The organism is Stenotrophomonas sp. YJH_SMC_79 (assembly GCF_059367995.1).
Genome location: NZ_JCAFRK010000002.1, coordinates 624140 through 647829, shown reverse-complemented (window position 1 = coordinate 647829; position 23690 = coordinate 624140). Strand labels below are relative to the sequence as shown.

Below are 23690 nucleotides of genomic sequence, written 5' to 3'. Positions count from 1 at the left end.
CCGCGCCCCGACGAGGCCAGCCGACGCCCGCCTCGCCCCCGCCGCCCCGGCCTTGCCCGGGGCGGCTGTCTGTTGACCAGGACCGCGTCGGTACATGCTGCAGATTCCCCCCGAAAACATCTGGATCGCGCTGGCGGTCACCCTTGCGGCCGGCCTCGCCACCGCCATCGGCAGCCTGCTGGTGCTGTTCTCGCGCCGCCCCAATCCGCGCCTGCTGGCGTTCGGCCTGGCCTTCGCTGGGGGCGCGATGGTCTACGTGTCGCTGTCGGAAATCCTCAACAAGTCCATCGCATCGTTCGCCCTGGCCTATGGCGAGCGCACAGGCTTCACTTACGGCACCCTGGCGTTCCTGCTGGGCGTGATCGTGATCGTGCTGATCGATCACTTCATTCCCAACCCGCATGACAGCCTGGACAAGCAGGACCCTGCGTTCCGCGAGAACAGCCGCGAGTACCTGAAACGGGTCGCGCTGCTGACCTCGGTCGCGATCACCGCGCACAACTTCCCGGAAGGGCTGGCGACCTTCTTCGCTACGCTGGAAAGCCCGTCGGTGGGCATGCCGCTGGCCTTCGCCATCGCCATCCACAACATTCCCGAGGGCATCGCGATCGCGGTGCCGGTGTACTTCGCCACCCAGAACAAGTTCTATGCGTTCAGTGCCAGCCTGCTGTCCGGCCTGGCCGAGCCGGTGGGCGCCGCGCTGGGCTACTGGCTGCTGTCAGGATCGCTGTCGCACGCCACGTTCGGCTGGGTGTTCGGACTGATCGCCGGCGTGATGGTGTTCCTGGCGCTGGACGAGCTGCTGCCTGCGGCCAAGCGTTATGCCAAGGGCCACGAAACGGTGTATGGGCTGGTGGCCGGCATGGGCACGCTGGCGATCAGCCTGGTGCTGTTCAAGTGGTGAAGGGTTTGCGGCCAACGGGCTGAGCCCGTTGGCCGGTCAGCCCCGCAGGGGCTACTTCAGCCGATCCAGCGCCTCTACCAGCTCATCGGCCAGCGGCGCGTTCAGCACATATGGACTTTTGCCGTCGTCCAGTGCGAACTCCAGCGAGGCCGCGTGCAGGAACAGGCGTTTCAGCCCGATCTGCTCACGAAGCCGCTTGTTGACCGCTGGATCGCCGTATTTGTCGTCACCGGCCACCGGATGGCCCAGGTGCTGGGCATGCACGCGGATCTGGTGGGTGCGGCCGGTCTCGATGCGCACCTCGCAGTAGGAATGGCCGCCGCGGCGTTCCAGTACCCGGAAGTGGCTGATCGATTCCTTGCCGATCGCGTTGACCTGCACATGGCGCTCGCCGCCCTGGCGCAGGCCGACATGCAGCGGCGCATCGACCGTCATCACGCCGTCAGGCATGCGCCCGGCCAGCAAGGTCAGGTAGCGCTTGCGGATGCCGGCACCGTGGTCCTCACGCAGCAGGGCCTGCAGTTCGCTCAGCGCCGAGCGCTTCTTGGCCACGATCAGCAGGCCCGAGGTGTCGCGATCCAGCCGGTGGACCAGCTCCAGCGTCTGCCCCGGGCGCAGTGCGCGCAAGGTCTCGATGGCACCGAAGCTGATGCCACTGCCGCCGTGGCTGGCCACGCCGGTGGGCTTGTTCAGGGCCAGCAGGCGGGCGTCCTCGAAGACGATGGCCTGCTCCAGACGGCGCATGAACGCTTCCGGAGGACCGGCCTTGTCTCCCTCTTCACTGAGACGGACCGGCGGCACACGCACCTCATCACCCGCCTCCAGCTTGCGTTCGGCCTTGGCACGGCCGCCATTCACCCGTACCTGGCCGCTGCGCACCAGCTTGTAGACCAGGCTGCGCGGGGCCCCCTTCAGCTGGCCGAGCAGGAAGTTGTCCAGGCGCTGGCCGGCGCGGTCGGCGGGAACGGTGATCATGCGCACGGAAGGCTTGTCGCCAGCGGGTTTGGTCGGGTCTTGGGCGGTCATCAGGCTGTTTATTCTGTTACACTCGGGGGGCGAGATAAGGGATTGATTTCGTTGGAAGTTACTCAGGGCCAGAAGCCCAGCTTCCGACGAATCCGGCACAGTGCGCGACCACCGCCCGCGGGGCGGCCATGTTAGCGGCTCACCGGCCTTCCCGGCCATCGCCGGATGCCTGACACGCAACCGTGCTGAACATGTCCCGCGTGGCGCTCCAGCCTGGCTGACAGCTGCCTGCGGCCTGTAACACCCCAAAACCCATAAGAGTGAAGCGCTCCCGCGGCCTGCCGTGGTGTCGTAGCGCTGGAAACCCAAGCCGCCCTCCCCGCGCTTGCGCGAATGGGCGGCGAACCGTGTCCAGAGGCGAAACCCCATGGCGTTCCGCGCGGTAGCCGCTTGCGAGGAACGCAACAATGAAGCGAATGCTGATCAACGCCACGCAGGCTGAAGAGCTGCGTGTTGCCATCGTGGATGGCCAGTCGTTGTATGACATCGACATCGAACAGCCGTCGAAGGAACAGAAGAAGTCCAACATCTACAAGGGCCGGATCTTCCGCATCGAGCCCTCGCTGGAAGCGGCCTTCGTCGAATACGGTGGTGGCCGCCATGGCTTCCTGCCGCTGAAGGAAATCTCCCGCGACTACTTCCAGGCCGGTGTCGACCACAACAAGGCCGGCATCCGCGAGCTGCTGAAGGAAGGCCAGGAGATCGTCGTCCAGGTCGACAAGGAAGAGCGTGGCAACAAGGGCGCCGCCCTGACCACGTTCATCTCGCTGGCCGGCCGCTACATGGTGCTGATGCCGAACTCGCCCAGCGCCGGCGGCGTCTCCCGTCGCATCGAGGGCGAAGACCGTGCCGCCCTGAAGGACGCCCTGGACAAGCTGAACATCCCTGATGACATGGGCGTGATCATCCGTACCGCCGGCGTCGGCCGCGATGCGGAAGAGCTGCAGTGGGACCTGGACTACCTGCTCAATGTCTGGCGCGCCATCGCCGAGGCCGCGCTGAGCAAGCCGGCCCCGTTCCTGATCTACCAGGAATCGCGCCTGATCGTGCGCGCCCTGCGTGACTACCTGCGCGCCGACATCGGCGAGATCCTGGTGGACACCGAGGAGATGTACGAGCACGCCCGCGAATTCATGCAGCAGGTGATGCCGCAGACCCTGCGCAAGCTCAAGCACTACAAGGACGACATCCCGCTGTTCAACCGCTTCCAGATCGAATCGCAGATCGAAGGTGCCTACGAGCGCAACGTGCGCCTGCCGTCGGGCGGCTCGATCGTGGTCGACCAGACCGAAGCGCTGACCGCGGTCGACGTGAACTCCTCGCGCGCCACCAAGGGCAGCGACATCGAGGACACCGCGTTCCAGACCAACCTGGAAGCGGCCGAGGAAGTGGCCCGCCAGCTGCGCCTGCGTGACCTGGGCGGCCTGGTGGTGATCGACTTCATCGACATGGCCTCCAACAAGCACCAGCGCGAAGTCGAGAACCGCCTCGCCAACGCGCTGAAGTACGACCGCGCGCGCGTGCAGGTCGGCCGCATCTCGCGCTTCGGCCTGCTGGAAATGAGCCGCCAGCGCCTGCGCCCGAGCCTGGGCGAGTCCAGCCAGATCGTCTGCCCGCGTTGCGACGGCCACGGCCGCATGCGCAGCGTCGAGTCGCTGTCGCTGTCGATCATCCGCGTCGCCGAAGAGCATGCGATGAAGGAGAACACCGGGCAGGTGCTGGTGCAGGCCCCGGTGGAGATCGCCAATTACCTGCTGAACGAGAAGCGCAGCGCCCTGCGCGAGATCGAACAGCGCCACGAGGCGCCGATCGTGATCGTCGCCGACGAGCAGCTGCACACCCCGCACTACACCGTGACCCGCCTGCGCGAAAACGAGCTGGGTGAAGAGAGCAACAAGCCCAGCTACCAGCGCGGCACCCCGCGCAAGCTGCCGGTGCACGCCCTGACCAAGGGCCAGCTGAACATCCCGCCGCCGGCGGTGACCCAGGTCAAGCACACCTCCCCCGCCCCGGTGCGCGAGGAAGTGGAGCCGGCCGCAGCGGCCCCGGCTCCGGTCGCTGCAACGCCTGTTGCGCCGGCCCCGGCGGGCGGCGTGATCGGTTGGCTCAAGCGCGTGTTCGGTGGCGAACCGGCGCCCGCGCCGGCGCCGGCAGCCCCGGCTGCACGCCAGCAGCAGGACGGCGGCCGCAAGGACCGCAACAAGGATCGCAACAAGGACCGCAAGGACCGTCGCGACGACAATCGCGGCAACGGCGGCAACGGCAACGCGCAGCAGCAGAAGGACGGCGGCAACCGCAAGGACCGCGGTGAGCAGCGCAAGGACGGCCGCAACGGCAACAACGGCAATGCCCAGCAGCAGCCGCAGCAGGGCAAGCAGAAGGAGCCGCAGCAGAAGGATGGCCAGCAGCAGCCGCAGCAGCAGAACAAGCCGCGCAACGAGCAGCAGGGTCAGAACCAGAACCAGAACCAGCAGCAGCCGAAGCTGAAGCAGCCCAAGCAGCCGCGTCCGCAGCAGCAGGACGGTGACAAGCCGGCCGAGAAGCCGCAGCGCAACGCCGCCGAGGCCACTGCTGAAGCCATGACCGCAGCGGCAGCCGTGGCCGCTACGACCGTCGCCGCCAATGGCGTGACCGCGCAGGAAGCGACCGCACCGGTGGCTCCGGTGGCCACCGCTCCGGCGGAAGCGGCCGCACCGGTCGACGCAGCTGCCAATACTGCCAGCGCGACCGAGGTGGTTGCGGTTGATGGTGAAGAGGCTGCAACCGACGCCAATGGCGAGCAGGCCGGCGAAGGCGCGACCCGCCGTCGTCGTGGCCGTCGTGGTGGCCGTCGTCGTCGTCGTGGTGGCGCCGAGAACGCCGCCGGCAGCGACGCTCTGGGTGATGACCAGGACGAGGGTGATGACGGAGATGACGCCGACGGCGCCGAGCCGAACATCGACAGCGCTGCCGGCACTGCGCCGGTCGCTGCTGCGCAGCCGGCCCGTTCGCAGCCGGAGTTCGACTTCGATGACGAAGTCGAACCCGCCGCTGTCGACGCCGAGAAGCCGGCCCGTGCTGCCGCCGCCGTTGTCGCCGCGCCGGTCGCGGTGGTGAGCAGCGCCGTGGTCGAAGCCGCCGCCCCGGTCGTGGCTGAAGTGCAGGCCCCGGTCGCAGCTGCGGCGAAGACCGAAGCCGCGTCCTCGCCGGTGCAGACCAGCATGCTCGATGCCATCGACGCAGCTACCCCGGCACAGCCGGTGGCCGTTGCCGCACCGGTCGCCGACGTCGCTCCGGCGCTGGACGCTGCTGCGCCGGTCATCGAAGCAAAGCCGGTCGTGGTTGAAGCAACCCCGGTGGTTGACGCCGCTCCTGTGATCGAAGCCAAGCCGGTGGCGGTCGAGGCCGCGCCGGTCGTGGAATCGAAGCCGGAGATCGTTGAAGCCGCTCCGGTAGTCGAAGCCCAGCCGCCGGTGGCCGTTGAGGTTGCTCCGGTGGTTGAAGCGAAGCCGGTCGTGGAGCCCGTCGTGGTCGCCGAACAGCCGGTCGCTCCGGTCGCGGTGGAAGCCGCGCCGACCGAGGCCGCCGCCCCGGTCACCGAAGCGGTGCTGACGCCGTCGATCGACCCGGTGGCCGATGGCCATGCCGACGCGGCGGCCCAGGCTGCGGAAGCCAAGGCCGACGAAGAAGACGAAGAGGCCGCCAAGCGCACGCCGCCGGCGAACTGATCGCTCTTTGATCGCGTGAAAACGAAACGGCGGGGATCAATGATCCCCGCCGTTTCTGTTTGTGCGTTTGGCGCTGGCTTCGCTTTGGTAGAAGCCAACCTTGGTTGGCGCCGTTGATTGAGTGCACGCGGACACGTCCGTGCCAACCAAGGTTGGCACCCACCAGGGCACAACCCGCGCAGGGTCACTGCTTTGGTAGAGGCCAACCTTGGTTGGCGCCGTTGATTGAGTGCACGCGGACTCGTCCGTGCCAACCAGGGTTGGCGCCTACCGAAGCGCGCTCCGTCAGGGTTTCGGCGCGAACTGCAGGCGGGTCCACACGCCGTAATGGTCCGAGGCCCAGCGACCGCTGTCGTCGGGCTGGTCGAACAGGAGCATCGCCTCGCGCGCAACCAACTCGTCCTGCTGGAAGAAGATGTGGTCGATCCGGGAGGGCGCTTGGTAATAGTGGCGGTTGAGCGTACTGACCCCGGCAAGGTCGGTGTTCACGTGCACGCTGCCGTAGCTGTCGCCGTAGTGGCTGCGCAGCTCGCTCAGGTCGCCTGCATCCACCAGTGCATTGAAGTCGCCAGCGATCACCACCGGTGCGCCCGCCGACGTCGCGCTGATGAAGCGCAGCAGGTCCTCGACCTGGCTGCGACGGATGCGCTGCCCACTCTCGTCACTGCGCTCGTTCAGATGCGTGGCGTAGACGTTCACCGGCGCGCCGTCGACGTCGATGCGCAGGTGAGCGACGGTGCGGTAGTCGTCCAACGGCTGCAGCAGATGGTCCCCCTGGGCGAGGATCGGCCGCCGGGTCAGCAGCGCATTGCCGTAGCGCTTCGGTGCACCCACCGGATCGGTGGACACGAACACATACCTGTAGCCGAGTTGGCTGGCCAGCCATTGCGCCTGGTTGCGCACGTTGCGGCGCTGGATCACCTCCTGCAAGGCAACCGCATCCGGCTGCAGGCGCTTGAGCTCGGCCAGGATGGTGCGGCGCCGGCTCGGCCAGTCTTCGCGGTCATGATGCAGGTTGAAGGTGACCATGCTCATGCCCGGCGCGGTGGCGACGTCAGCCGCTGCCGCGGCGACCGGCTCGGCCGCCATCACCACGCCCGGCAATGCCAATGCAATTGCCAGCCCCAGGGCACGCACCATCGTGCGCACCCTTGCCCCCTGCTGCTTCATCGTTACTGCCCCTTGCGCTCGGCGCGGCGCACCGCGCTCGGTACATCGATCTCGACCCGCGCCGGCAGCTGGTGCACGTGCAGTTCCTTGTTGACCCATTCCGCCGCTTCGCCGTTGATGGTGGCCTCGCCCGGATCACCGGCGTACGGCCACGGCAACACCACGCCACCAACCGGTGGCAGCAGGCCCGGCTGCACTTCCAGCACCAGCTGCTTGTCGCTGCGCTGCAGGCGGTAGTTCAGCTGGCCCTGCGGCGTGCGCAGGCCCTGAACAGCGATGCCCTCACCCTGCAGCCACGCGGTCGGCACGCCAGCGGCCAGCACCAGCGCATCGTCCATATCGCGGTTGTAAGCGAACATGTCCAGCGCCGAACGCACGAAATCCGAGGCCACCCACGCGTGCGGCAGGTCACCGACGAAGAACGGCTTGCGTGGCGTGTGCGAGACCACTTCGGCCCACTGGTTCCAGGCCTGCGGCGCACGGTCCTTGAAGAAGAATTCGGTGGCCTGCCAGGCGCGCTCGCGCCAGCCCAGGCGCACGAACGCCGCCACGTTGCGCCACTCGTACGGGGTGTAGTCCTTCCACTCCCGCTTGCCATCGCGGCGGGCCACGAACTCCTTCCAGTAGCGTTCGAAGGTCGCCTCCAGCGCCTGCTGCGGCAGTCGGCCCTGTTCGCCACCCGGCGCCAGCGCGATGGTGGTCGAGGTCGCGTCGAAATCGCCCAGCTCGGCCGAGCCTGGCAGGTAGTCGATGTTGTGCTGCTGCATCGCCGACAGCAGCGAGGCCTGCAGGTCATTACGGAACTGGTCACGCGATTCGGCGATCTGCATCGCCTCGACCTTGCCCAGCTGGGTCGCCAGCAGCGCCGCGTCCTTGTAGCCGCGCAACGCCCAGAAGTTGTCCCAGTACGAATGCATCGGCTTGGCCGAATAGCCTTCGTGGCTGATCGAGGCCGGCATCATCCCGTAGAAGGCCGGGTTGCGCGCGCGGTTCTCCTCGGTGCGCTCGCTGGCGCGCAGCTGCTCCATGTAGCTGTAAGCGCCCTGCACGTGCGGCCACATCAGCTCGGTGAAGGTACTGTCGCCGGTATAGCGCCCGTATTCGGCGATGCTGTAGATCAACTCACCGTGGCTGTCGTTCTCCGGCACCGGGTCGCTGCCGCGCGCGTCGACGCAGCACGGCACCTTGCCGTTCTCGAACTGGTACGGCGCATACCAGTTGATGTAGTCACGCACCGCATCGCTGCGCCCCATGCGCAGCAGGCCCTCGGAAATCATCGCGCCATCGCGGATCCAGCTGCGCGCATACGACCGCGTGCCCGGCTGCAGGCGCGGCCCGACACGCGAGATCAGCATGTGCGCGACTGCCGTGCGCAGGGTGTCGACCAGCGGCTGGCCCGCAGCGGGCACCTGCAGCGAGACCACGCCCAGCTTCTGCCGCCACTGCTCGGCCACCTGCGCCTGCGCCTTGGCCACGTCCAGCGCCTTCGGCGCCCAGCCACCGGTCTGCGGCAGCACCACCGCCACCTCGCGGCTCTGGCCGGGCTCGAGCTTGATCGTGTAGATCAACGCGCCCGACGCCATGCCGGTGCTGTCCTTCACCGCGGTGGCCGCCGGGTACTTGCCGTCCGCCAGATGCATCGCATCGAGCTTGCCATCGAACGTGCTGGCAAAGCGCGCATCCGGCACCTGCAGCGGGTAGATGCGCGGCTCTCCGTTGACCCGCACCAGCTGCTCGCCGACATCCAGTGCATCGATGCGGCTGAAGCCACCGACGGTATTGAGGAACTGGGTGGGCGGATTGACCTGCCACGGCCGGATCGCCAGTGCCAGGGTGTATTCGTGAGCGACCTTGTCCGGATTGCTCAGCCGGTAGCGGCCGATCAGCTGCGCACGCTCAGGCGTGCCCTGCACGAAGCTGGTCACCGCCAGGCCGACCTTCTCATGCACCCAGTCGACATTGGCGATCGGCAGGTAGTGATCCTGCAGCGACTGGGTGATGGCCACCTTGGACCAGTCCAGCAACTTGCCATCCAGGCGGATGAATGGCTCGATGCTGAAGCTGCCCTTGGCCGGCTCCAGTGCACCGTCCTCACTGATCAGTGCCTGTTCCTGGCCGCCATCAAGGCCCAGCAGCGTCCAGTAGGGCTGCTCGCCCACATAGGCACGTGGCAGCGAGCCGCGCGGAAGGTCGGCGGCCACCGAGGACAGGAACGCGTTCGGCGTGGCCGCGAACGCCAGCGGCTTGAGCGCGATGTCACGGATGCCGTAGCGCCAGTTCGGGCCATCCTGCAGATCGAAGCGCACGTAGCGCGCGTCGGTGTCCGGCAGGGCAAGCCAGTCGCGGCCACCCGCACCGCTGGTGACTTCGCGCACGCTACGCCAGTCACGGCCATCCTCGGAGGTGCGCACGGTGTAGCGGCGCGCCTCCAGGTTCGGCAGCCAGTCGATCACCACACCGCCGATTTCACGGCTCTTGTGCAGGTCCAGGCTGATGGTCTGCTGCTTGACGCCACCGCTGATCCAGAACGTATCGCTCTTGCCGTCGATCATGCGATCCTGCAGCGCGGTGGCGGTATCGGCGATCACCGACGGCACCAGCGCCGAATCATCCTGCGGCGGCAGGCCCTGCAGGGTCAGCCTGTCGAAGCACACCGTGCCACGGCCGCCGACCTTGCTGTAGATGGTGAACTCGACGGCGGCGCTGCGTGCCATCTCCTTCTCGGGCGATGGCCCCCATGCCTTGTCGATCTGCCGGCGCCGGTACTCGACCGGCGTCCATGCCTTGGGGAAGCTGTAGCCGGGCCGGTTGACCCACCAGACATTGTCGCCGCTGGCATCGATCAGCTTGAACTGCAGGTCGTTGCCCGGCGAATCACCGCGCAGCTGGAAGCCGAAGCGGTAATTGACCGGGTACTCGATGTTCAGCGCGCGACGAATGCCGACGTAGCCGGAGACATCGTGGAAATCGTAGTCCAGGCACAGCGCGCGGCCACCGCCGGCTCCACTGACCGGGCGCAGCGAACCGCTGACCTGGTCGGACAGCACCAGCTTCCAGGCCGCGATGTCGTCGAAGTCGTCCAGCACCTTCGGTGCCGGCAGCGCCGGTGGTGCGGCGATCGCCAGGGAGGTCCACAACAGGCCCAGTCCAACGGCGATCGCTCGCTTCATCCCTTGACGCTCCCCAGCAACAGACCTTGGATGTAGTACCGCTGCAGCACCAGGAACAGCGCCAGCACCGGAACCACGGTGACCACCGCGCCAGCCATCATCATTTCCACGTCCATGATGTGCTCGCGCGAGAGGGTGGCCAGTGCCACCGGCAAAGTGTAGTGCTCCTGGTCGGTCAACACGATCAACGGCCACATGAAATCGTTCCATGCGCCCATGAACGTGAAGATCGCCAGGGTCACCAGCACCGGCTTGAGCATCGGCAGCACGATCTGGAAGAAGATGCGCAGCTCCCCTGCCCCGTCGATGCGCGCCGCTTCGAGCAGTTCGTCCGGAATCGAACGCGCGTACTGGCGTACCAGGAAGATACCGAACACGCTGGCCAGCGCCGGCACGATCACGCCGCCGAAGCTGTTGACCAGTCCCAGCTGCTTCATCAGCAGGAACAACGGCAGCATCGCCACCTGCGCCGGAATCACCAGCGCCGCCATCAGCACCTGGAACAGGCGCTCGCGGCCGACGAAGTTCAACTTGGCGAACGCGTAGCCGGCCATGGTGTTGAGCAGCAGCGAACCGAACGTGATGCCGAGCGACACCAGCAGGCTGTTGGCGAAGTTGCCGCCCATGCCGGTACGCGCGAACAGCTCATGGTAGTTGTGCGTAGTGACGCTGGAAGGCAGCAGCGGCGGCGGGAAATGGCTGGCCTCGCCCTGCGGCATGAACGAGACCGAGACCATCCACAGCAGCGGCGCCAGGCTGACCAGGGCCAGCACCAGCAACGCACCATTGATCAACCACGGGTACCAGCGCGACTGGCCGATTTCACGACTCATACCAACTGCCTCTTGCGGCCGAAACGCAGCATCACGGTGGTCACCGCCAGGATGATCAGGAACAGCAGGAACGCCACCGCGGAGGCGCGTCCCAGGTTCCACCACTTGAAGCCTTCCTCGAACATGAAATACAGCACGCTGACGGTGCTCTGCAGCGGGTCGCCGCGGGTCATCACGTACGGTTCGGCGAACAGCTGGAAGTACCCGGACACGGTGATCACCCCCACCACCAGCAGCACCGGGCCGAGCATCGGCAGGGTGATGTGCAGGAACTGCTTCCAGCGCGAGGCGCCGTCGATGCGCGCGGCCTCGTACAGGTCATGCGGGATCGCCTGCAGGCCGGCCAGGAAGATCACCATGTTGTAACCGAAGTTCTTCCATACCGCGAACAGCATGATGGTCGGCATCGCCCAGTTGGGATCACCCAGCCAGTCGATCGGACTGATACCCAGATGGCCCAGGCCATAGTTCACCAGGCCGTAGCTGGTATGGAAAAGGTAGCGCCAGATCACCGCCACCGCCACCAGCGTGGTCACCACCGGCGCGAACAGCGCGGTGCGGAACAGCGCCTTGAAGCGTGCGGCCGGCGCATTGAGCAGCATCGCCGCGCCCAGCGACACGCCGATCGACAACGGCACGCCGATCAGCACGAAGTAGGTGGTATTCCACAGCGACTTCCAGAACATCGGCGTCTGCAGCAGGTCGATGTAGTTGCCCAGCCCGACAAAGCGCAGGTTGCTGCTGTCGGCCAGCGCATACAGGTCGAAGTCGGTCACGCTCAGCGCCAGCGCCGAGGCCACCGGCAGGCCGAAGAACACGCCCAGCACGATCAGCGAGGGGCCGGCGAAGATCCAGCCGGCAAGCGAAGTACGTTTCATTGCGCGCTCCCGGCGGCGACGGCACTGCTTGATCGCGGCGACGACACGCGCTGCTGCAGGCGTTGTTGTTCATGCATCCAGCGGCGCTTGGCCAGCACCTTGTCCACGCGCTGGTCCAGCTCTTCCACGGCCTTGTCCTGCGGCAGGCCGCCGCGCACCACCTTCTCGGTGACGATGCGCATTTCCTGCACGATGCGCTCCCATTCGAGCACCTTCGGGGTCGGCTTGACCCGCTCCAGCTGGTCACGGAACGCGGCGGCCAGCGGATCGTTGGCCAGCGACGGCGCGTTCCAGGTACTGCGGCGCGGCGGCAGGTCGCCGATGATCGAATGGAAGCGCGCCTGGATTTCCGGTCGCGACAGGAATTCGATCAGCTTCCACGACGCTTCCTTCTGCTGCGACTTGCGGAAGATCACCAGGCTGGTGCCTCCGGCAATGCCGGCACCCGGGCCGTCCGGACCCGGCAGCGCGGCCGTGCCCCACTGCCCTTCCAGTTCCTTGGGCTGCAGCTTCTTGAACTCGCGGATGTTCCAGGGGCCGGAGATGTAGAACACATTGAAGCCACGGAAGAATTCGTCCCAGACGTTGGAGATCTGCGTCTCGGACATCTTCGGCGCCCAGCCCTGTTCGAACATGTTGGCGTAGAAGGCCAGCGTGCGGCGGAAGCCCGGGCTGGCGAAGTTGCCGCGGGTGTCGTCGTCGCGCAGCAGCGGGTCGGGCTGCTGCAGCGCCAGCGACAGCTGCTGCTCGAACTCGTTGATCGGCATCAGCACCGCATAGCGGTTCGGGCCCTGCATGCGCTTGATCGCCGCCATCTGCTCGTCCCACTCCTGCCACGTGCGCGGCGGGTGGTCGTAGCCGGCCTTGGCCAGCAGGTCCTTGCGGTAGTAGATCAGGCGCGTATCGACGTACCACGGCACGCCGACCAGCTCGCCGTGGATCACGTTGGTATCCCAGATGCCCTGGAAATAATCCTTCTCATCGACCACGGCCGAATGATCAACGAAAGGCTGCAACGGCGTCAGCGCATCGAGCTCGGCAAACTCCGGCACCCAGGTGTTGCCCAGCTGGCAGACGTCCGGCAGGCCATCGGCGGCGAACGCGGTCAGCAGCTTCTCGTGCGCGGCGGTCCACGGAATGTTCTGCACATCCACCTTGATGCCGGGGTTTTCGGCTTCGAACTCATGGATCAGTTCGCTGACCACCTCGGCTTCGCGGCCCATCGCCCAGAAGCGCACGGTGGTGGTGCCCGGTTCGGTACGGGCGCAGCCAGCCACGGCCAGTGCGGCCAGGGCAGGCAGCGCCCAGCGGCGCAGGCGGTCGATCCAGTTCGGCATCGGGTTACTTGCCCTGGCCTGTGGTGCGGTTGGCATTGTTCTTCTGTTCCTGCGCGGCAGCCGCGCGTGATTCGGCGATACCCACCGCGCGTGCCGCCGCGGCCTTTTCGTCTTTCTGCAGTTCCAGTGGCTGGAACGAACCTTCCGGTGCCAGCCAGCCACCACTGAACCCGGCCCGTTCCAGGCCCTTGCGGATGTACGGGTTCTTCTTCATCACTTCCCATACGAAGTCATCGCGGTAGTTGGCGATCATGGTCAGGATCGGACCCTGGTCGATGGCGATGTAATCGCTGGCGACCCAGCCGCGATCCGGCACCAGGCGGCCGGTCTTGATCGGGATGTCGTAGTTGAAGCTGGGATTGAACGAATCAAGGAAGCCGTAGCTGGAATAGATGTAGTCGCCGTAGCGCTTGTGCATTTCCAGCGTGGCCGGGATCACCTGCTCGGGCGCGAACACCACCGAAGCAATCGCGGCGGTCGGTGCGATGGTGCCGTCATCGAAGTTCTCGCGCAGGCCTGCACCGCGCGAAGAATAGTGGCGGAACTGGCGCTGCTCGCCACGGTATTCCTGCGTGGTGTTCTGCGGGCCGTCGCTGGCGGTCAGGCCCCATACGTTCTCGCCGTAGTCCTTCCACTGCATCGGGTTGGCGATGGCGTACTCGCGCTGGGCCAGGGCAGCCGAGCGGCTGTTGAGGAAGTAGGTGCTGCCGCGCTCGCGCATGTACGCATCCTGGATGTCGCGGAAGTCGATCCAGACGTGGCTGTACTGGTGGCCGAACAGCGGGCCGAAGGACAGGTATTCCTGGCCCTGGTAGACACCCCAGTCGTTGTCGTAGGTACGCGTCCACACGGTCCACGCATCCGGGCTGACCGGGTGCGTCGGCGAACCCAGGGCGAGGATGTAGACCATCATCGCCTCGTTGTAGCCCATCCAGTCATGGTCGATGAAGCCGCTCTCCGGGAACCAGCCCATCGAGATCAGCGGCGCACGCTGCTGCAGCCACGGCCAGTCGACCTTCTTGTACAACGTGTCGGCGATCTGGCGGATTTCCTTCTCGCGCGGATCGTCGCCGTCGTAGTACGACTGCGCGAACAGCACGCCCATCATCAGCAGCGCGGTATCCACCGAGGACAGTTCGACCCAGCTGTCGTAGCGACGGCCTTCCTGCATGTCCAGGAAGTGGTAGTAGAAGCCCTTGTAGCCGGCCTTGCCAGTACGCTGCGGGCCCATCGGCACGTCGCGGAAGAATTTCAGGGTGGTCAGGGTGCGGTCGATCGCCTGGTTGCGGCTGACCCAGCCGTTCTCGATACCGATCGGATACGCGGTCAGCGCGAAGCCGACCGAGGCGATGCTGGCGAACGGCCGCGACGGATAGCGGTCCGGGGTCAGGCCATTGATCTCGTTGGTGGTATCCCAGAAGAACTGGAAGGTACGACGCTCGATGTCATCGAACAGCGGCGGCAGCACCGGCTTCATCGGCCGCGGCGGTGCGTCGGCCTCGATCAGGATCACCGGCGGCCGCGGCTTGGCAGGTTCCTGCTGGGCCGGCTGGCAGGCGGCCACGGCCAGGCTCAACGCTGCGGCGGACAACAGATGGCGTGCCTGCATGGCGCGATTTCTCCGGTGGTCTGATCGATGGGAAAGCATAACGTCCAATGATCTGAAATCGTTTACAAGGTGCGTTCTTAAAAAACCACGAAAATCGTGGCCTGACACCGCGATCATTGCCCACGCCGCTGCCCCCTGGCCGGCAGCGGCGTGGGCAATGGACCGGCACGAAGCCGGCCATTGCCATGTATCCATTCAGCCGATGCCGCCGGCGGACCGGCGGCATCGGGTCGTGCATCTACACCCAGACTTAGAAGCGGAAGCCCACTTCGGCCTTGATCTGACGCGGCGTACCGATGATTTCGCCGGTCTCGTTGTAGCTGGCCTGCAGCTTGCCGTTGGTCTTGACGTAGTTGTAGGTGGAGAAGTTGTCGAAGTTGAACACGTTGATGATGTCGATACGTGCGTACAGCTCGGTATCGCCCGGCATCTTGAACGTCTTCGTCGCCTGCAGGTCGACCGAACGGTAGCCGAAGATCTTGCCACCCACCAGGAACTTGCCGGTGGCGTTGGGCACGGCCGCCTGCGGCGTCGGCAGGGTGTAGCCGCTGGCCTGCATCACCGGGTACCAGTCGTTGACGGCAGTCGGGGTTGCCAGGGTGATCTTGCCGCCGAAGGTGATGCCCCAGAAGCCCGCATACGAACCGGTCACCACCAGGCGGTGGCGCGGCGCGCCGTTGGAGCGGATGGTCGGATAGTCGCCGATCAGGCCGCGGTCAAATGCGTACTTCTCGTTGATGTCGCGGTTGTGGCGGGCGGTGGTCCAGGTGTAGGCGATGGAGGTACCCCAGCCGCTTTCCTTGGTGAAGGGCTTCTGCGCCGACAGCAGCACCTGGGTGGCACGGGTCTTGATGCCCTGCTGGCCGATGATCAGGCTGCCGAAGCCCGGCACGTTGCAGCTCCACGCCTGGCTCAGGCCCGGGTCGGTGCCACCGCACAGGCGCGGGTCATCGAAGAACTGGCCGGTCGGGTAACGGTTGCCCAGGGTGAAGGCGAAGCCGTCGTAGCTCAGGGTGCGAGCGATGGTGGCATCGGTCAGCCACTCGCCGATCCGGTTGCTCATGCCCAGGCTGAACTGGTCCGAGTACGGCGCCTTCAGCTTGTTGTTCAGCAGGTCCACTTCCAGACCGGCATTGCTGGTCGCGCCAACCAGCGACTGCAGGTTGCCGATACCGTTGAGCAGGTTCGGGTTCCAGTCATAGCAGGCGGCCTGGCCGTTGATGCAGGTGCCGGTGGCCGGGTTGCGGAAGTAGATGGTCGGCTGCGGCAGGGCCAGCTTGGTGGTTTCCAGCTGCAGGTTGTCGAACAGGTCACGGTCGTAGGAACGGCCGGCACCACCGTGGATCACGTGCTGCTCGTCGGCGTTGATGTCATACGAGAAGCCCAGGCGCGGCTGCCAGGCATCCTTGAACGCCTTGCGGTTGTGACCGTTGCTGATGTAGTCGCTGATGTCCAGGCCACCCAGTGCCAGCGAATCGGCGTAGGTCTGGCCGGCAGGCGCACGCGGATCCTGCGAATAGATGGCGTCGACCACCTGCTGCGGGGTTACGAAGTTCAGGTAGGTCGGGGTCTTTTCGTAGTCCCAGCGCAGGCCGATGTTCAGCTGCAGGTGGTCGTTGACCTGCCAGTCGTCCTGGATGAACACGCCGTACTGCTTGGACTTCGAACGCACTTCGCCGGACACGCCCGACACGCCGGTCACCGGCTTGACGAACTGCGCCTTGTACGGAATCGAATCCGGGAAGTCCGGATCACCCAGGGAATAGGTGAAGGTCGGGTTGATCTGCGCCGCATCGGAAGCGTACAGGTCGATCTGCTTGTACTTCACGCCCATCTTGATGGTGTGGTCACCGGCCCACTGGATGCCATCCAGGGTCAGGTTGTCTTCGATCGACCAGCCCTTCTGGCCCTTCACCTGCGAATCCAGTGCCGATGCACCGCCGATCTTCACCACGGTGCGGTCTTCGGGACCGTCCGGTGCGGTGTAGGTGATGCCGTTGGCCAGGGTCAGCGGGGTCGGGTTGTTGAACGAATCCTCGTGGGTAACCATCAATTCGTTGTAGTACCGCTCACCGCTGTGGTTCCAGCGCAGGGCGTAGCGGCGGTCGGTATTGACCACTTCGCGCCCGGCCTGCGGCGAGGTCTGGCCACTGAACTGCGACTGGGTTTCGTCGCGGTCCTGGAAGGTCAGCTCGATGCGATCATTATCGGTCGGCTCGAAGTCGATCTTGGCGAAGATCAGATCCTGCTGGAACGGCTGGCTGGCCGGGCCAAGGCCGGCGGCGCCGGCGGCCGGCAGCAGACCGGCAGCAGCGGTGACCGCGCCATCCGGCGCGATGGTCACCGGCAGGTCGAAGCGCTTGGCTTCGTAGGTCACGAAGAAGTGGGCCTTGTCCTGGATGATCGGGCCACCCAGGGCGAAGCCGTATTCCTTCTCGGCCGAATCCTCCTTGCCCTTGTTCGGCTGGCGTTCGGCCGGGGTCATCGCGCGCATGCTGTCGTTGGTGTAACGGTAGAAGGCTTCACCCTTGAACTCGTTGGTACCCGACTTGGTCGCAGCGGTGACGGCAGCACTGGATACCTGGCCGTACTCGGCCTTGTAGTTGCCGCTGATGACCTTGTACTCGCCAATGGCCAGCTGCGGGAACGGATTGCCCGCGCTGCCGGACTGGCCGGCCACGCCGCCGCCCTTCACATAGCTCTTCTGGCCAACACCGTCGATGTACACATTGGTGCCATCGGCATTGGTGGCACCACCGCGCAGCGAGGTGTTGCCCTTGGCATCACGGGTGAAGATCAGGCCCGGCACCGCGTCGGCAAACTCCAGGAAGTTGCGCGAGACCTGCGGGGTGGTCTGGATCTGCTGCAGGCTGACGGTCTTGCCGACTTCCGACGTACGCACTTCCTGCAGCAGGGTCGGCGCCACGACGTTGACGGTGTCCAGGTTGGTCGCCGCGGTCGAACCCGGCGTGCTGCTGGCGGCACCGGCAAAATTCAGGGTGGCGGTCGAGGCCACGGTAACGGTGACCTTCTGGGTCTGACCGTTGGCGACCACGTCGTAGGTGCCCGGGTCCAGGCCCATCAGTGAGTAGCTGCCATCGGCGCGCACGGTACCGCGACGGACGGTACCGGTGGCCACGTTGGTGGCGGTGACTTCAGCGCCGGCCTGGGCGCCGGCAACCTGGCCGCGCAGGCTGGCGTTGGCCGACTGCGCCATGACGTTCGGAGCGGCGGCCAGCATCAGGCAGCTGACCAGTGCGGTGCTCAGCAGCCGGCGCGCCGGCGTGCGGAAGGTGGTATGCATCATCAACTCAATCTCCGGGTGGCGGTGACCGCTCGCGCGGTCCCTGCGATCAATCAAAAAAGAAGGAACGCCTCTGGCTTCAACGGCCCGATGGCGGAGTGGTGGAATCGCGAACTATCAAGCGGGGAACCAGGGTCTGCTTGTCCCCTGCCCCATCCGTGGAGGTGCCGTCCATCAACTGCATCAGGCGCGTCATGGCCCGATCGCCGAGCTCGGCGATGCTGACCTGCATGGTGGTCAGCGACGGGTGGACGAAACGCGCCAGTGGAATGTCATCGAAACCCGCCAGGGCGACATCGGACGGCACATGGACCCCTGCCTGCGTGAAGGCGTACAGGCAACCCAGGGCCATCATGTCGTTGGCGGCGAACACGGCATCGGGCAGCGCTCCGGCTGCCAGCAACTCCTGACCGGCGCGATGGCCGGAAGCTTCGTCGAAATCACCGGGCAGCTCGATGCCTTCGGCGTCACTGCCGAAAGCCGCCAGCGCGTCACGGAAGCCGCGCAGGCGCTCGCGCGCGTCGAAGTTGAGGTCCGGGCCAGAAATGAAAGCGATACGGCGGTGACCGGCGTCGAGCAGATGGCGGGTCATCGCCATCGCACCGGCATGGTCATCGATGCTCAGCACCGGGTGGTCCTGCCCGGGCAGATAGGTGTTGATCAACACCGTCGGCAGCGACTGCGGCAGGTTGTCGGTCAGGAAGCCGGGGCTCTCGGCATAGGGCGAAAGCACCAGCAGGCCGTCGACGCGGCCGCGCATGGCACGCAGGGCCGCGCCCTGCTGTTCCTGGTCACCGTGGTAGCTGGACACCAGCAGATGCTGGCGGCGGTTGCGGGCGACGTTGTCGATGCCGCGCATCAGCTCGGAGAAGAATTCACCGTACAGGTCAGGCAGCACCACGCCCACCGTATTGGTGCGGCGGCTGCTCAGGCTGCGGGCGGCGGCGTGCGGGGTATAACGCAGCCGTGCGGCCACCTCCAGCACAAGCTGGCGGACCGGTTCGGCGACATTTTCATGCCCGTTGAGCGCGCGGGAAACCGTGGCCACGGAGACCCGGGCTTCGCGTGCGACGTCTTTGATTGTGATAGCTGCCTTGTTCACGAAGCCGCCCTCCACGGCTTGGACCTACCAGCATTGGCGCGGAATGTAAGCGTTTCCATCTGGGCTTGTAAACAGTCCGTTAGGCGAATGTCCTGAAATGGACATGGAAATCTGTCTGTGGCAGGCCCGCAGAGAGACCCGCCAGGACAGCGTGGGACAAGGGCTCAGCCCTGTTCTGACGGGGTCAATGCGCGAATGGACAGCGCGTGGATGTCGGTCTCCATCATCGCCCCCAGCGCGGCATATACCGCGCGATGCCGGGCCAGCGGACCCAGTCCCGCGAAGCGTTCGCTGACGATATGCAGGTTGAAGTGACCGCGGCCATCGCGCGCACCGGCGTGGCCGGCATGCCGATGGCTGTCGTCTTCGATATCCAGCACGCTGGGGGCCAGCGCCTGCTGCAGTGCATCACGCATCCGCTCGATGCGCTCCGCGTTCACGGCAGGACCTTGCGGAACGGACGCACCTGTACATGGGTGTAGACACCCGCGGCTACGTAAGGGTCGGCATCGGCCCAGGCCTGGGCCTGCACGAGCGACTCGAACTGCGCGATCACCACCGAACCACTGAAACCGGCCGGGCCCGGGTCCTCGCTGTCTACTGCCGGGCACGGCCCGGCCAGCAGCAGGCGGCCTTCGTCGCGCAGCGCGTGCAGGCGCGCCAGGTGTTCCGGCCGCGCCTGCAGCCGCTGCGCCAGCACATCCTGGCCGTCATAGCCTTCAATCACATACCACACGGCATTTCCTCGCTTGCGTTGTCGGATGCGCAGATTCTAGCCAATGCGGCCCCCGCCCCGGCCCGGCTGGACACTGGCGCGACAAAGGCTTACCCTAGACTCCATTGCACGTGGCTGGATGCAGCAGCCCGTCGGTTTTTGCGGCCAACGCAGCCCCCGACGACCGTTCCGCTGCTTCAAACCGGGCCATCCGGCCGGGCCACGTAGACGACCTCCCCGTAGTTCCGTCGCTGCCGTTTCCTGCGGCGCGTCCTGCTGTTTTACCTGTGTGGAATCGCGCCGATCCCGGCGTGTCTGGTGCCCTGGGGCTCCGTGGCGTTGGCCCGGCGACCCCGGTGCCGCGACTGGTCCGTTGCAATCCTGATGTCCATTAGATGACTTCCGAACTCGCGCTCGACGCGAACCCGCCAACCCGGCCGCCCGCCCCCCAGCAGCAGGAAATGCCGCTGGCCGTGGTGCATGGGCAACCGGTCCTGCAGATCCCGCAGGACCTGTACATCCCGCCGGACGCGCTGGAAGTCATCCTGGATGCCTTCGAAGGCCCGCTGGACCTGCTGCTGTACCTGATCCGCCGCCAGAACCTGGATGTCCTGGACATTCCCGTGGCCGAGATCACCCGGCAGTACGTGGAATACATCACCGTGATGCGCGAGCTGCGCTTCGAGCTGGCCGCCGAGTACCTGGTGATGGCGGCGATCCTGGCCGAGGTGAAGTCACGCATGCTGCTGCCGCGCCCGGTCAGCGAGGAAGGCGATGAGGCCGACCCGCGCGCCGAGCTGGTGCGCCGGCTGCAGGAGTACGAACGTTTCAAGCAGGCCGCCGAGGACATCGATGCCCTGCCCCGCCAGGACCGCGACACCAGCCTGGCCCACGCCTTCATGCCCGAACGCGCTGCGGTGAAGCTGCCGCCGCCGGTGGACCTGAAGGAGATGCTGCTGGCCCTGCACGACGTGCTCAAGCGCGCCGAGCTGTTCAGCGGCCACGCCATCAAGCGTGAGGCACTGAGCGTGCGGCAACGCATGGGCGAAGTGCTGGGACGCCTGGAAGATGGCAAGTTCTATCGTTTTGAAGGCTTGTTCACGGCCGAAGAAGGCAAGCTGGGCGTGCTGGTCACGTTCCTGGCGGTGCTGGAACTGGCCAAGGAACAGCTGCTGGACATCGTGCAGGAAGAACCGCTGGCGCCGATCTACGTGAAGTCGCTGGCAGCCGGCAACACCAATGCCCCGCTGCAGTTCAGCAGCGAGTTCGACGACAACGACGCCGCCAACGAGAACGAGTGAGCGCTGACTGCCGATGGACCAAACGCTGATCAACCGCATTGTCGAGGGTGCCCTGCTGGCCTCCAGCCAGCCGCTCACCCTGGCCCAGCTGAAAGACCTGTTCCCGGAAGAGGAGCCGGCACCGCCGGGCAGCATCGAACGTGCGCTTGAGCGCCTGCGCGAAGCCTGCGAAGGCCGTGGCGTGGAACTGGTCGAGGTCGCCTCCGGCTTCCGCTACCAGGTGACCGGCGAAGTGCATGGCTGGATCAGCCGGCTGTGGACCGAACGCAAGACCCGCTATACCCGTGCCACCCTGGAAACCCTGGCGCTGATCGCCTACCGGCAGCCGATCACCCGCGGCGAGATCGAGCAGGTGCGCGGCGTGGCGGTCAGCAGCAACATCATCCAGGCACTGGAAGAACGCGAGTGGATCCGCGTGGTCGGCCACCGCGACGTGCCCGGCAAGCCTGCCCTGTTCGGCACCACCAAGGGCTTCCTGGACTACTTCGGCCTGAAGCGCCTGGACGAGCTGCCGCCGCTGTCGGAGCTGAAGGACCTGGGCGAGCTGGAACCGCAGCTGGCCCTGGACCGTGACGCACCGGCCGCCGCCGGTGCCGACGGTCCGGACATTTCGGCTGGCGCCGATGGCGCTGCCGCGAACGATGACGCCGGCCTGGCCGGCAGCAATACCCCCGATTCCGCCGACGCTGCGTCTGCGTCGGCTTCCGATGAGCAAGCACCTTCGCCCCTCGATGATGGGCACCCCGATTCCGCGCCGGGCGAGCGCGCGGTGCCCCTGAACGAACGCGAAGACAACGCCGTCGCGATGACGACCGTGGCTGTTGACCAAGCCGATTCCGAACCAGAGGCCGACCTCGAAACCGTCGGCCGGAGCAAAACTGATGAGTGACACCCCCCGTAACAAGCTCTCGCTCAAGCGCGAAGCCACCTCCGAACAGTTCAAGCTGGAAGAGCGCCTGCACAAGGTGCTGGCCCAGGCCGGCCTGGGTTCGCGCCGCGCGCTGGAACAGCGCATCGCCGAAGGCCTGGTCAAGGTCAACGGTGAAGTCGCGCAGACCGGCATGTCGGTCAAGAGCGGCGACAAGATCGAGCTGGATGGCCGCGGCTTCGTCGCCACCGCACTGGCCGAACCGTCGCGCGTGCTGGTCTACAACAAGCCGGAAGGCGAAGTGACCACCCGCGAAGACCCCGAAGGCCGCCCGACCGTGTTCGAATCGCTGCCGCCGCTGAAGGGCGCGCGCTGGATCGCGATCGGCCGCCTGGACATCAACACCACCGGCCTGCTGCTGGCCACCACCGACGGTGAACTGGCCAACGCCATGATGCACCCGTCGTTCGAGGTCGAGCGCGAGTACGTGGTGCGCGTGCGCGCCCCGGAAGGCGAGGAGAAGGTCTCCGACGCCATCGTCGACCGCCTCGCCCGCGGCGTGGCACTGGAAGACGGCCCGGCCAAGTTCGACGAGATCGAACGCATCGGCGGCACCGATTCGCACGACTGGTTCCGCGTCGTGGTGAAGGAAGGCCGCAACCGCGAAGTGCGCCGCCTGTGGGAATCGCAGGGCTGCCAGGTCAGCCGCCTGAAGCGCACCCGCTATGGCAAGGTGAGCCTGCCGCGCGAACTGGCCCGCGGCCATTCGGTGGAACTGGGCACCGCCCAGGTGGAAGCCCTGCGTGCGCAGCTGAAGCTGGAAGAAGGCGCGCCGTCGGCACTGACCCTGCAGCCGGTGATCGGCCAGCGCCGCGCCGCCAAGACCACCGTGCGCGTGCGCGAAGGTGGCCGTGGCAATGCCTACGTCAACGGCCACAACACTGCCGACGAAGGCCGCGAGCTGCGTCGTTTCGACAACGTCCGCGAAGACCGCGGCCGTGGCCGCGGTGGCAAGGGCGGCGGTTTCAAGGGTGGCCTGACGGTCAGTGGTGAAGCCGCGGCCAAGCAGTCGCAGAAGCCGTTCAAGCAGCGCCCCCAGAAGAACGACCGTTCGCTGCCGGAAGGCAACCCGGCCGCATTCCGTACCTGGTACGTGCCGGACGGTGTCAGCACCGGCCCGAGCGGCCATCGCAATGCCGGTCCGGGCGCACGCGGCCCGGGTGCCCGTGGTCCGGGCGCGGGCGGCCAGGGCCGTCCGTACGGCAAGCCGAAGGGCCCGGGCGCTGGCGCCGGTGGCGGCCAGGGCCGTGGCGGTTTCGGCGGTGAAGGCCGCGGCGGCGCAGGCGGCCAGGGTCGTCCGGCCGGTGCGGGCAACCGCTCGCAGGGCCAGGGCAACAAGCACCCGTATGGCCATCCGGGCAATGCCCCGAGCTTCCCGTCCGACCACGCCACCCCGGGCTTCAACTCGTATGGCAGCCCGAAGCCGGCGCAGGGCGCCCGTCCGGGCGGTCGCGGTCCGGGCGGCGGCAACCGTGGCCCGGGCGGCAATCGCGGCCCCGGCGGTCCGGGTGGCAACCGTGGCCCGGGTGGCCCCGGCGGCAACCGCGGTCCGGGCGGCCCGCGCCGCAGCGGCCCGCGCGGCGGCTGATCGCTGCCCTCGCTGAAATAAAGAACCCCGGCTCCGGCCGGGGTTTTTCTTTGTCTGGTGCAACGATCCGCGGGTAGATCCACGCCACGCGTGGATGAAAAGCGTGCATTAGGAATTC

At 66.4% G+C, this 23690-nt stretch carries 16 protein-coding genes; 5 read left to right on the top strand and 11 right to left on the bottom strand.

Going from position 1 to position 23690, the window contains the following annotated elements; translation table 11 throughout:
• Positions 1-94 precede the first annotated feature (94 nt).
• Entirely contained in the window at positions 95-904 is an 810-nt protein-coding gene (gene zupT, locus AC5P57_RS09755) for a zinc transporter ZupT (RefSeq protein ID WP_010486740.1), read from the top strand.
• Positions 905-955: 51 nt separating this feature from the next.
• On the opposite strand, the gene AC5P57_RS09750 is transcribed toward zupT, so the two are convergent.
• Positions 956-1930 (bottom strand): RluA family pseudouridine synthase, encoded by a 975-nt coding sequence (locus AC5P57_RS09750; RefSeq protein WP_029550681.1) that lies wholly within the window; start codon positions 1928-1930, stop codon positions 956-958.
• Between the two features lie 407 nt (positions 1931-2337).
• On the opposite strand from AC5P57_RS09750, the gene rne reads away from it, so the two are divergent.
• Positions 2338-5637 (top strand): ribonuclease E, encoded by a 3300-nt coding sequence (rne, locus tag AC5P57_RS09745; protein WP_099551825.1) that lies wholly within the window; start codon positions 2338-2340, stop codon positions 5635-5637.
• Positions 5638-5922: 285 nt separating this feature from the next.
• On the opposite strand, the gene AC5P57_RS09740 is transcribed toward rne, so the two are convergent.
• From AC5P57_RS09740 to AC5P57_RS09695, 10 genes are all read right to left on the bottom strand, one after another.
• Positions 5923-6807, bottom strand: a complete 885-nt coding sequence (locus AC5P57_RS09740) for an endonuclease/exonuclease/phosphatase family protein (RefSeq protein WP_262234831.1) — start codon at positions 6805-6807, stop codon at positions 5923-5925.
• A 2-nt stretch (positions 6808-6809) separates the two neighbouring features.
• The gene (locus AC5P57_RS09735) at positions 6810-9977 is read right to left on the bottom strand and encodes a discoidin domain-containing protein (protein WP_142806376.1); all 3168 of its coding nucleotides are present in this window, start codon (positions 9975-9977) and stop codon (positions 6810-6812) included.
• The gene (locus AC5P57_RS09730; RefSeq protein WP_262234830.1) at positions 9974-10810 is read right to left on the bottom strand and encodes a carbohydrate ABC transporter permease; all 837 of its coding nucleotides are present in this window, start codon (positions 10808-10810) and stop codon (positions 9974-9976) included. Before AC5P57_RS09730 ends, AC5P57_RS09735 begins: the two co-directional genes overlap by 4 nt.
• On the bottom strand, positions 10807-11688 hold the full coding sequence (locus tag AC5P57_RS09725) for a carbohydrate ABC transporter permease (RefSeq protein ID WP_005410323.1): 882 nt from the start codon (positions 11686-11688) through the stop codon (positions 10807-10809). Before AC5P57_RS09725 ends, AC5P57_RS09730 begins: the two co-directional genes overlap by 4 nt.
• Positions 11685-13025 (bottom strand): sugar ABC transporter substrate-binding protein, encoded by a 1341-nt coding sequence (locus AC5P57_RS09720; RefSeq protein ID WP_262234829.1) that lies wholly within the window; start codon positions 13023-13025, stop codon positions 11685-11687. Before AC5P57_RS09720 ends, AC5P57_RS09725 begins: the two co-directional genes overlap by 4 nt.
• 4 nt (positions 13026-13029) lie before the next feature.
• Positions 13030-14634, bottom strand: a complete 1605-nt coding sequence (locus AC5P57_RS09715; protein ID WP_099551830.1) for a glucoamylase family protein — start codon at positions 14632-14634, stop codon at positions 13030-13032.
• A gap of 250 nt (positions 14635-14884) precedes the next feature.
• On the bottom strand, positions 14885-17941 hold the full coding sequence (locus AC5P57_RS09710) for a TonB-dependent receptor (protein ID WP_099551831.1): 3057 nt from the start codon (positions 17939-17941) through the stop codon (positions 14885-14887).
• 76 nt (positions 17942-18017) lie between these two features.
• Entirely contained in the window at positions 18018-19055 is a 1038-nt protein-coding gene (locus tag AC5P57_RS09705) for a LacI family DNA-binding transcriptional regulator (protein ID WP_099551832.1), read from the bottom strand.
• Positions 19056-19204: 149 nt separating this feature from the next.
• On the bottom strand, positions 19205-19480 hold the full coding sequence (locus tag AC5P57_RS09700; protein ID WP_430542860.1) for a BolA family protein: 276 nt from the start codon (positions 19478-19480) through the stop codon (positions 19205-19207).
• A complete protein-coding gene (locus AC5P57_RS09695) occupies positions 19477-19776 on the bottom strand; it encodes a YciI family protein (RefSeq protein WP_005410329.1) in 300 nt (99 codons plus the stop codon). Before AC5P57_RS09695 ends, AC5P57_RS09700 begins: the two co-directional genes overlap by 4 nt.
• Positions 19777-20150: 374 nt before the next feature.
• Between AC5P57_RS09695 and AC5P57_RS09690 the strand changes: the two genes are divergently transcribed.
• Genes AC5P57_RS09690 through AC5P57_RS09680 form a run of 3 tightly spaced genes read left to right on the top strand, consistent with a single transcriptional unit; the run spans position 20151 to position 23572 of the window.
• Positions 20151-21056, top strand: coding sequence for a segregation and condensation protein A (locus AC5P57_RS09690; RefSeq protein WP_106550038.1), 906 nt, complete (start codon positions 20151-20153; stop codon positions 21054-21056).
• Positions 21057-21069: 13 nt separating this feature from the next.
• Positions 21070-21945 (top strand): SMC-Scp complex subunit ScpB, encoded by an 876-nt coding sequence (gene scpB, locus AC5P57_RS09685; protein WP_262234828.1) that lies wholly within the window; start codon positions 21070-21072, stop codon positions 21943-21945.
• The gene (locus tag AC5P57_RS09680; RefSeq protein WP_262234827.1) at positions 21938-23572 is read left to right on the top strand and encodes a pseudouridine synthase; all 1635 of its coding nucleotides are present in this window, start codon (positions 21938-21940) and stop codon (positions 23570-23572) included. Before scpB ends, AC5P57_RS09680 begins: the two co-directional genes overlap by 8 nt.
• Positions 23573-23690: the final 118 nt, after the last annotated feature.

Excerpts from the sequence above, each read along its gene's own strand:
- AC5P57_RS09710 (WP_099551831.1), bottom strand. The coding sequence starts at position 17,941 with ATGATGCATACCACCTTCCGCACGCCGGCGCGCCGGCTGCTGAGCACC.
- AC5P57_RS09720 (WP_262234829.1), bottom strand. The coding sequence starts at position 13,025 with ATGCCGAACTGGATCGACCGCCTGCGCCGCTGGGCGCTGCCTGCCCTG.
- AC5P57_RS09740 (WP_262234831.1), bottom strand. The coding sequence starts at position 6,807 with ATGAAGCAGCAGGGGGCAAGGGTGCGCACGATGGTGCGTGCCCTGGGG.
- AC5P57_RS09730 (WP_262234830.1), bottom strand. The coding sequence starts at position 10,810 with ATGAGTCGTGAAATCGGCCAGTCGCGCTGGTACCCGTGGTTGATCAAT.
- AC5P57_RS09715 (WP_099551830.1), bottom strand. The coding sequence starts at position 14,634 with ATGCAGGCACGCCATCTGTTGTCCGCCGCAGCGTTGAGCCTGGCCGTG.
- AC5P57_RS09725 (WP_005410323.1), bottom strand. The coding sequence starts at position 11,688 with ATGAAACGTACTTCGCTTGCCGGCTGGATCTTCGCCGGCCCCTCGCTG.
- AC5P57_RS09735 (WP_142806376.1), bottom strand. The coding sequence starts at position 9,977 with ATGAAGCGAGCGATCGCCGTTGGACTGGGCCTGTTGTGGACCTCCCTG.
- scpB (WP_262234828.1), top strand. The coding sequence starts at position 21,070 with ATGGACCAAACGCTGATCAACCGCATTGTCGAGGGTGCCCTGCTGGCC.
- AC5P57_RS09690 (WP_106550038.1), top strand. The coding sequence starts at position 20,151 with ATGACTTCCGAACTCGCGCTCGACGCGAACCCGCCAACCCGGCCGCCC.
- AC5P57_RS09750 (WP_029550681.1), bottom strand. The coding sequence starts at position 1,930 with ATGACCGCCCAAGACCCGACCAAACCCGCTGGCGACAAGCCTTCCGTG.
- AC5P57_RS09680 (WP_262234827.1), top strand. The coding sequence starts at position 21,938 with ATGAGTGACACCCCCCGTAACAAGCTCTCGCTCAAGCGCGAAGCCACC.
- zupT (WP_010486740.1), top strand. The coding sequence starts at position 95 with ATGCTGCAGATTCCCCCCGAAAACATCTGGATCGCGCTGGCGGTCACC.
- rne (WP_099551825.1), top strand. The coding sequence starts at position 2,338 with ATGAAGCGAATGCTGATCAACGCCACGCAGGCTGAAGAGCTGCGTGTT.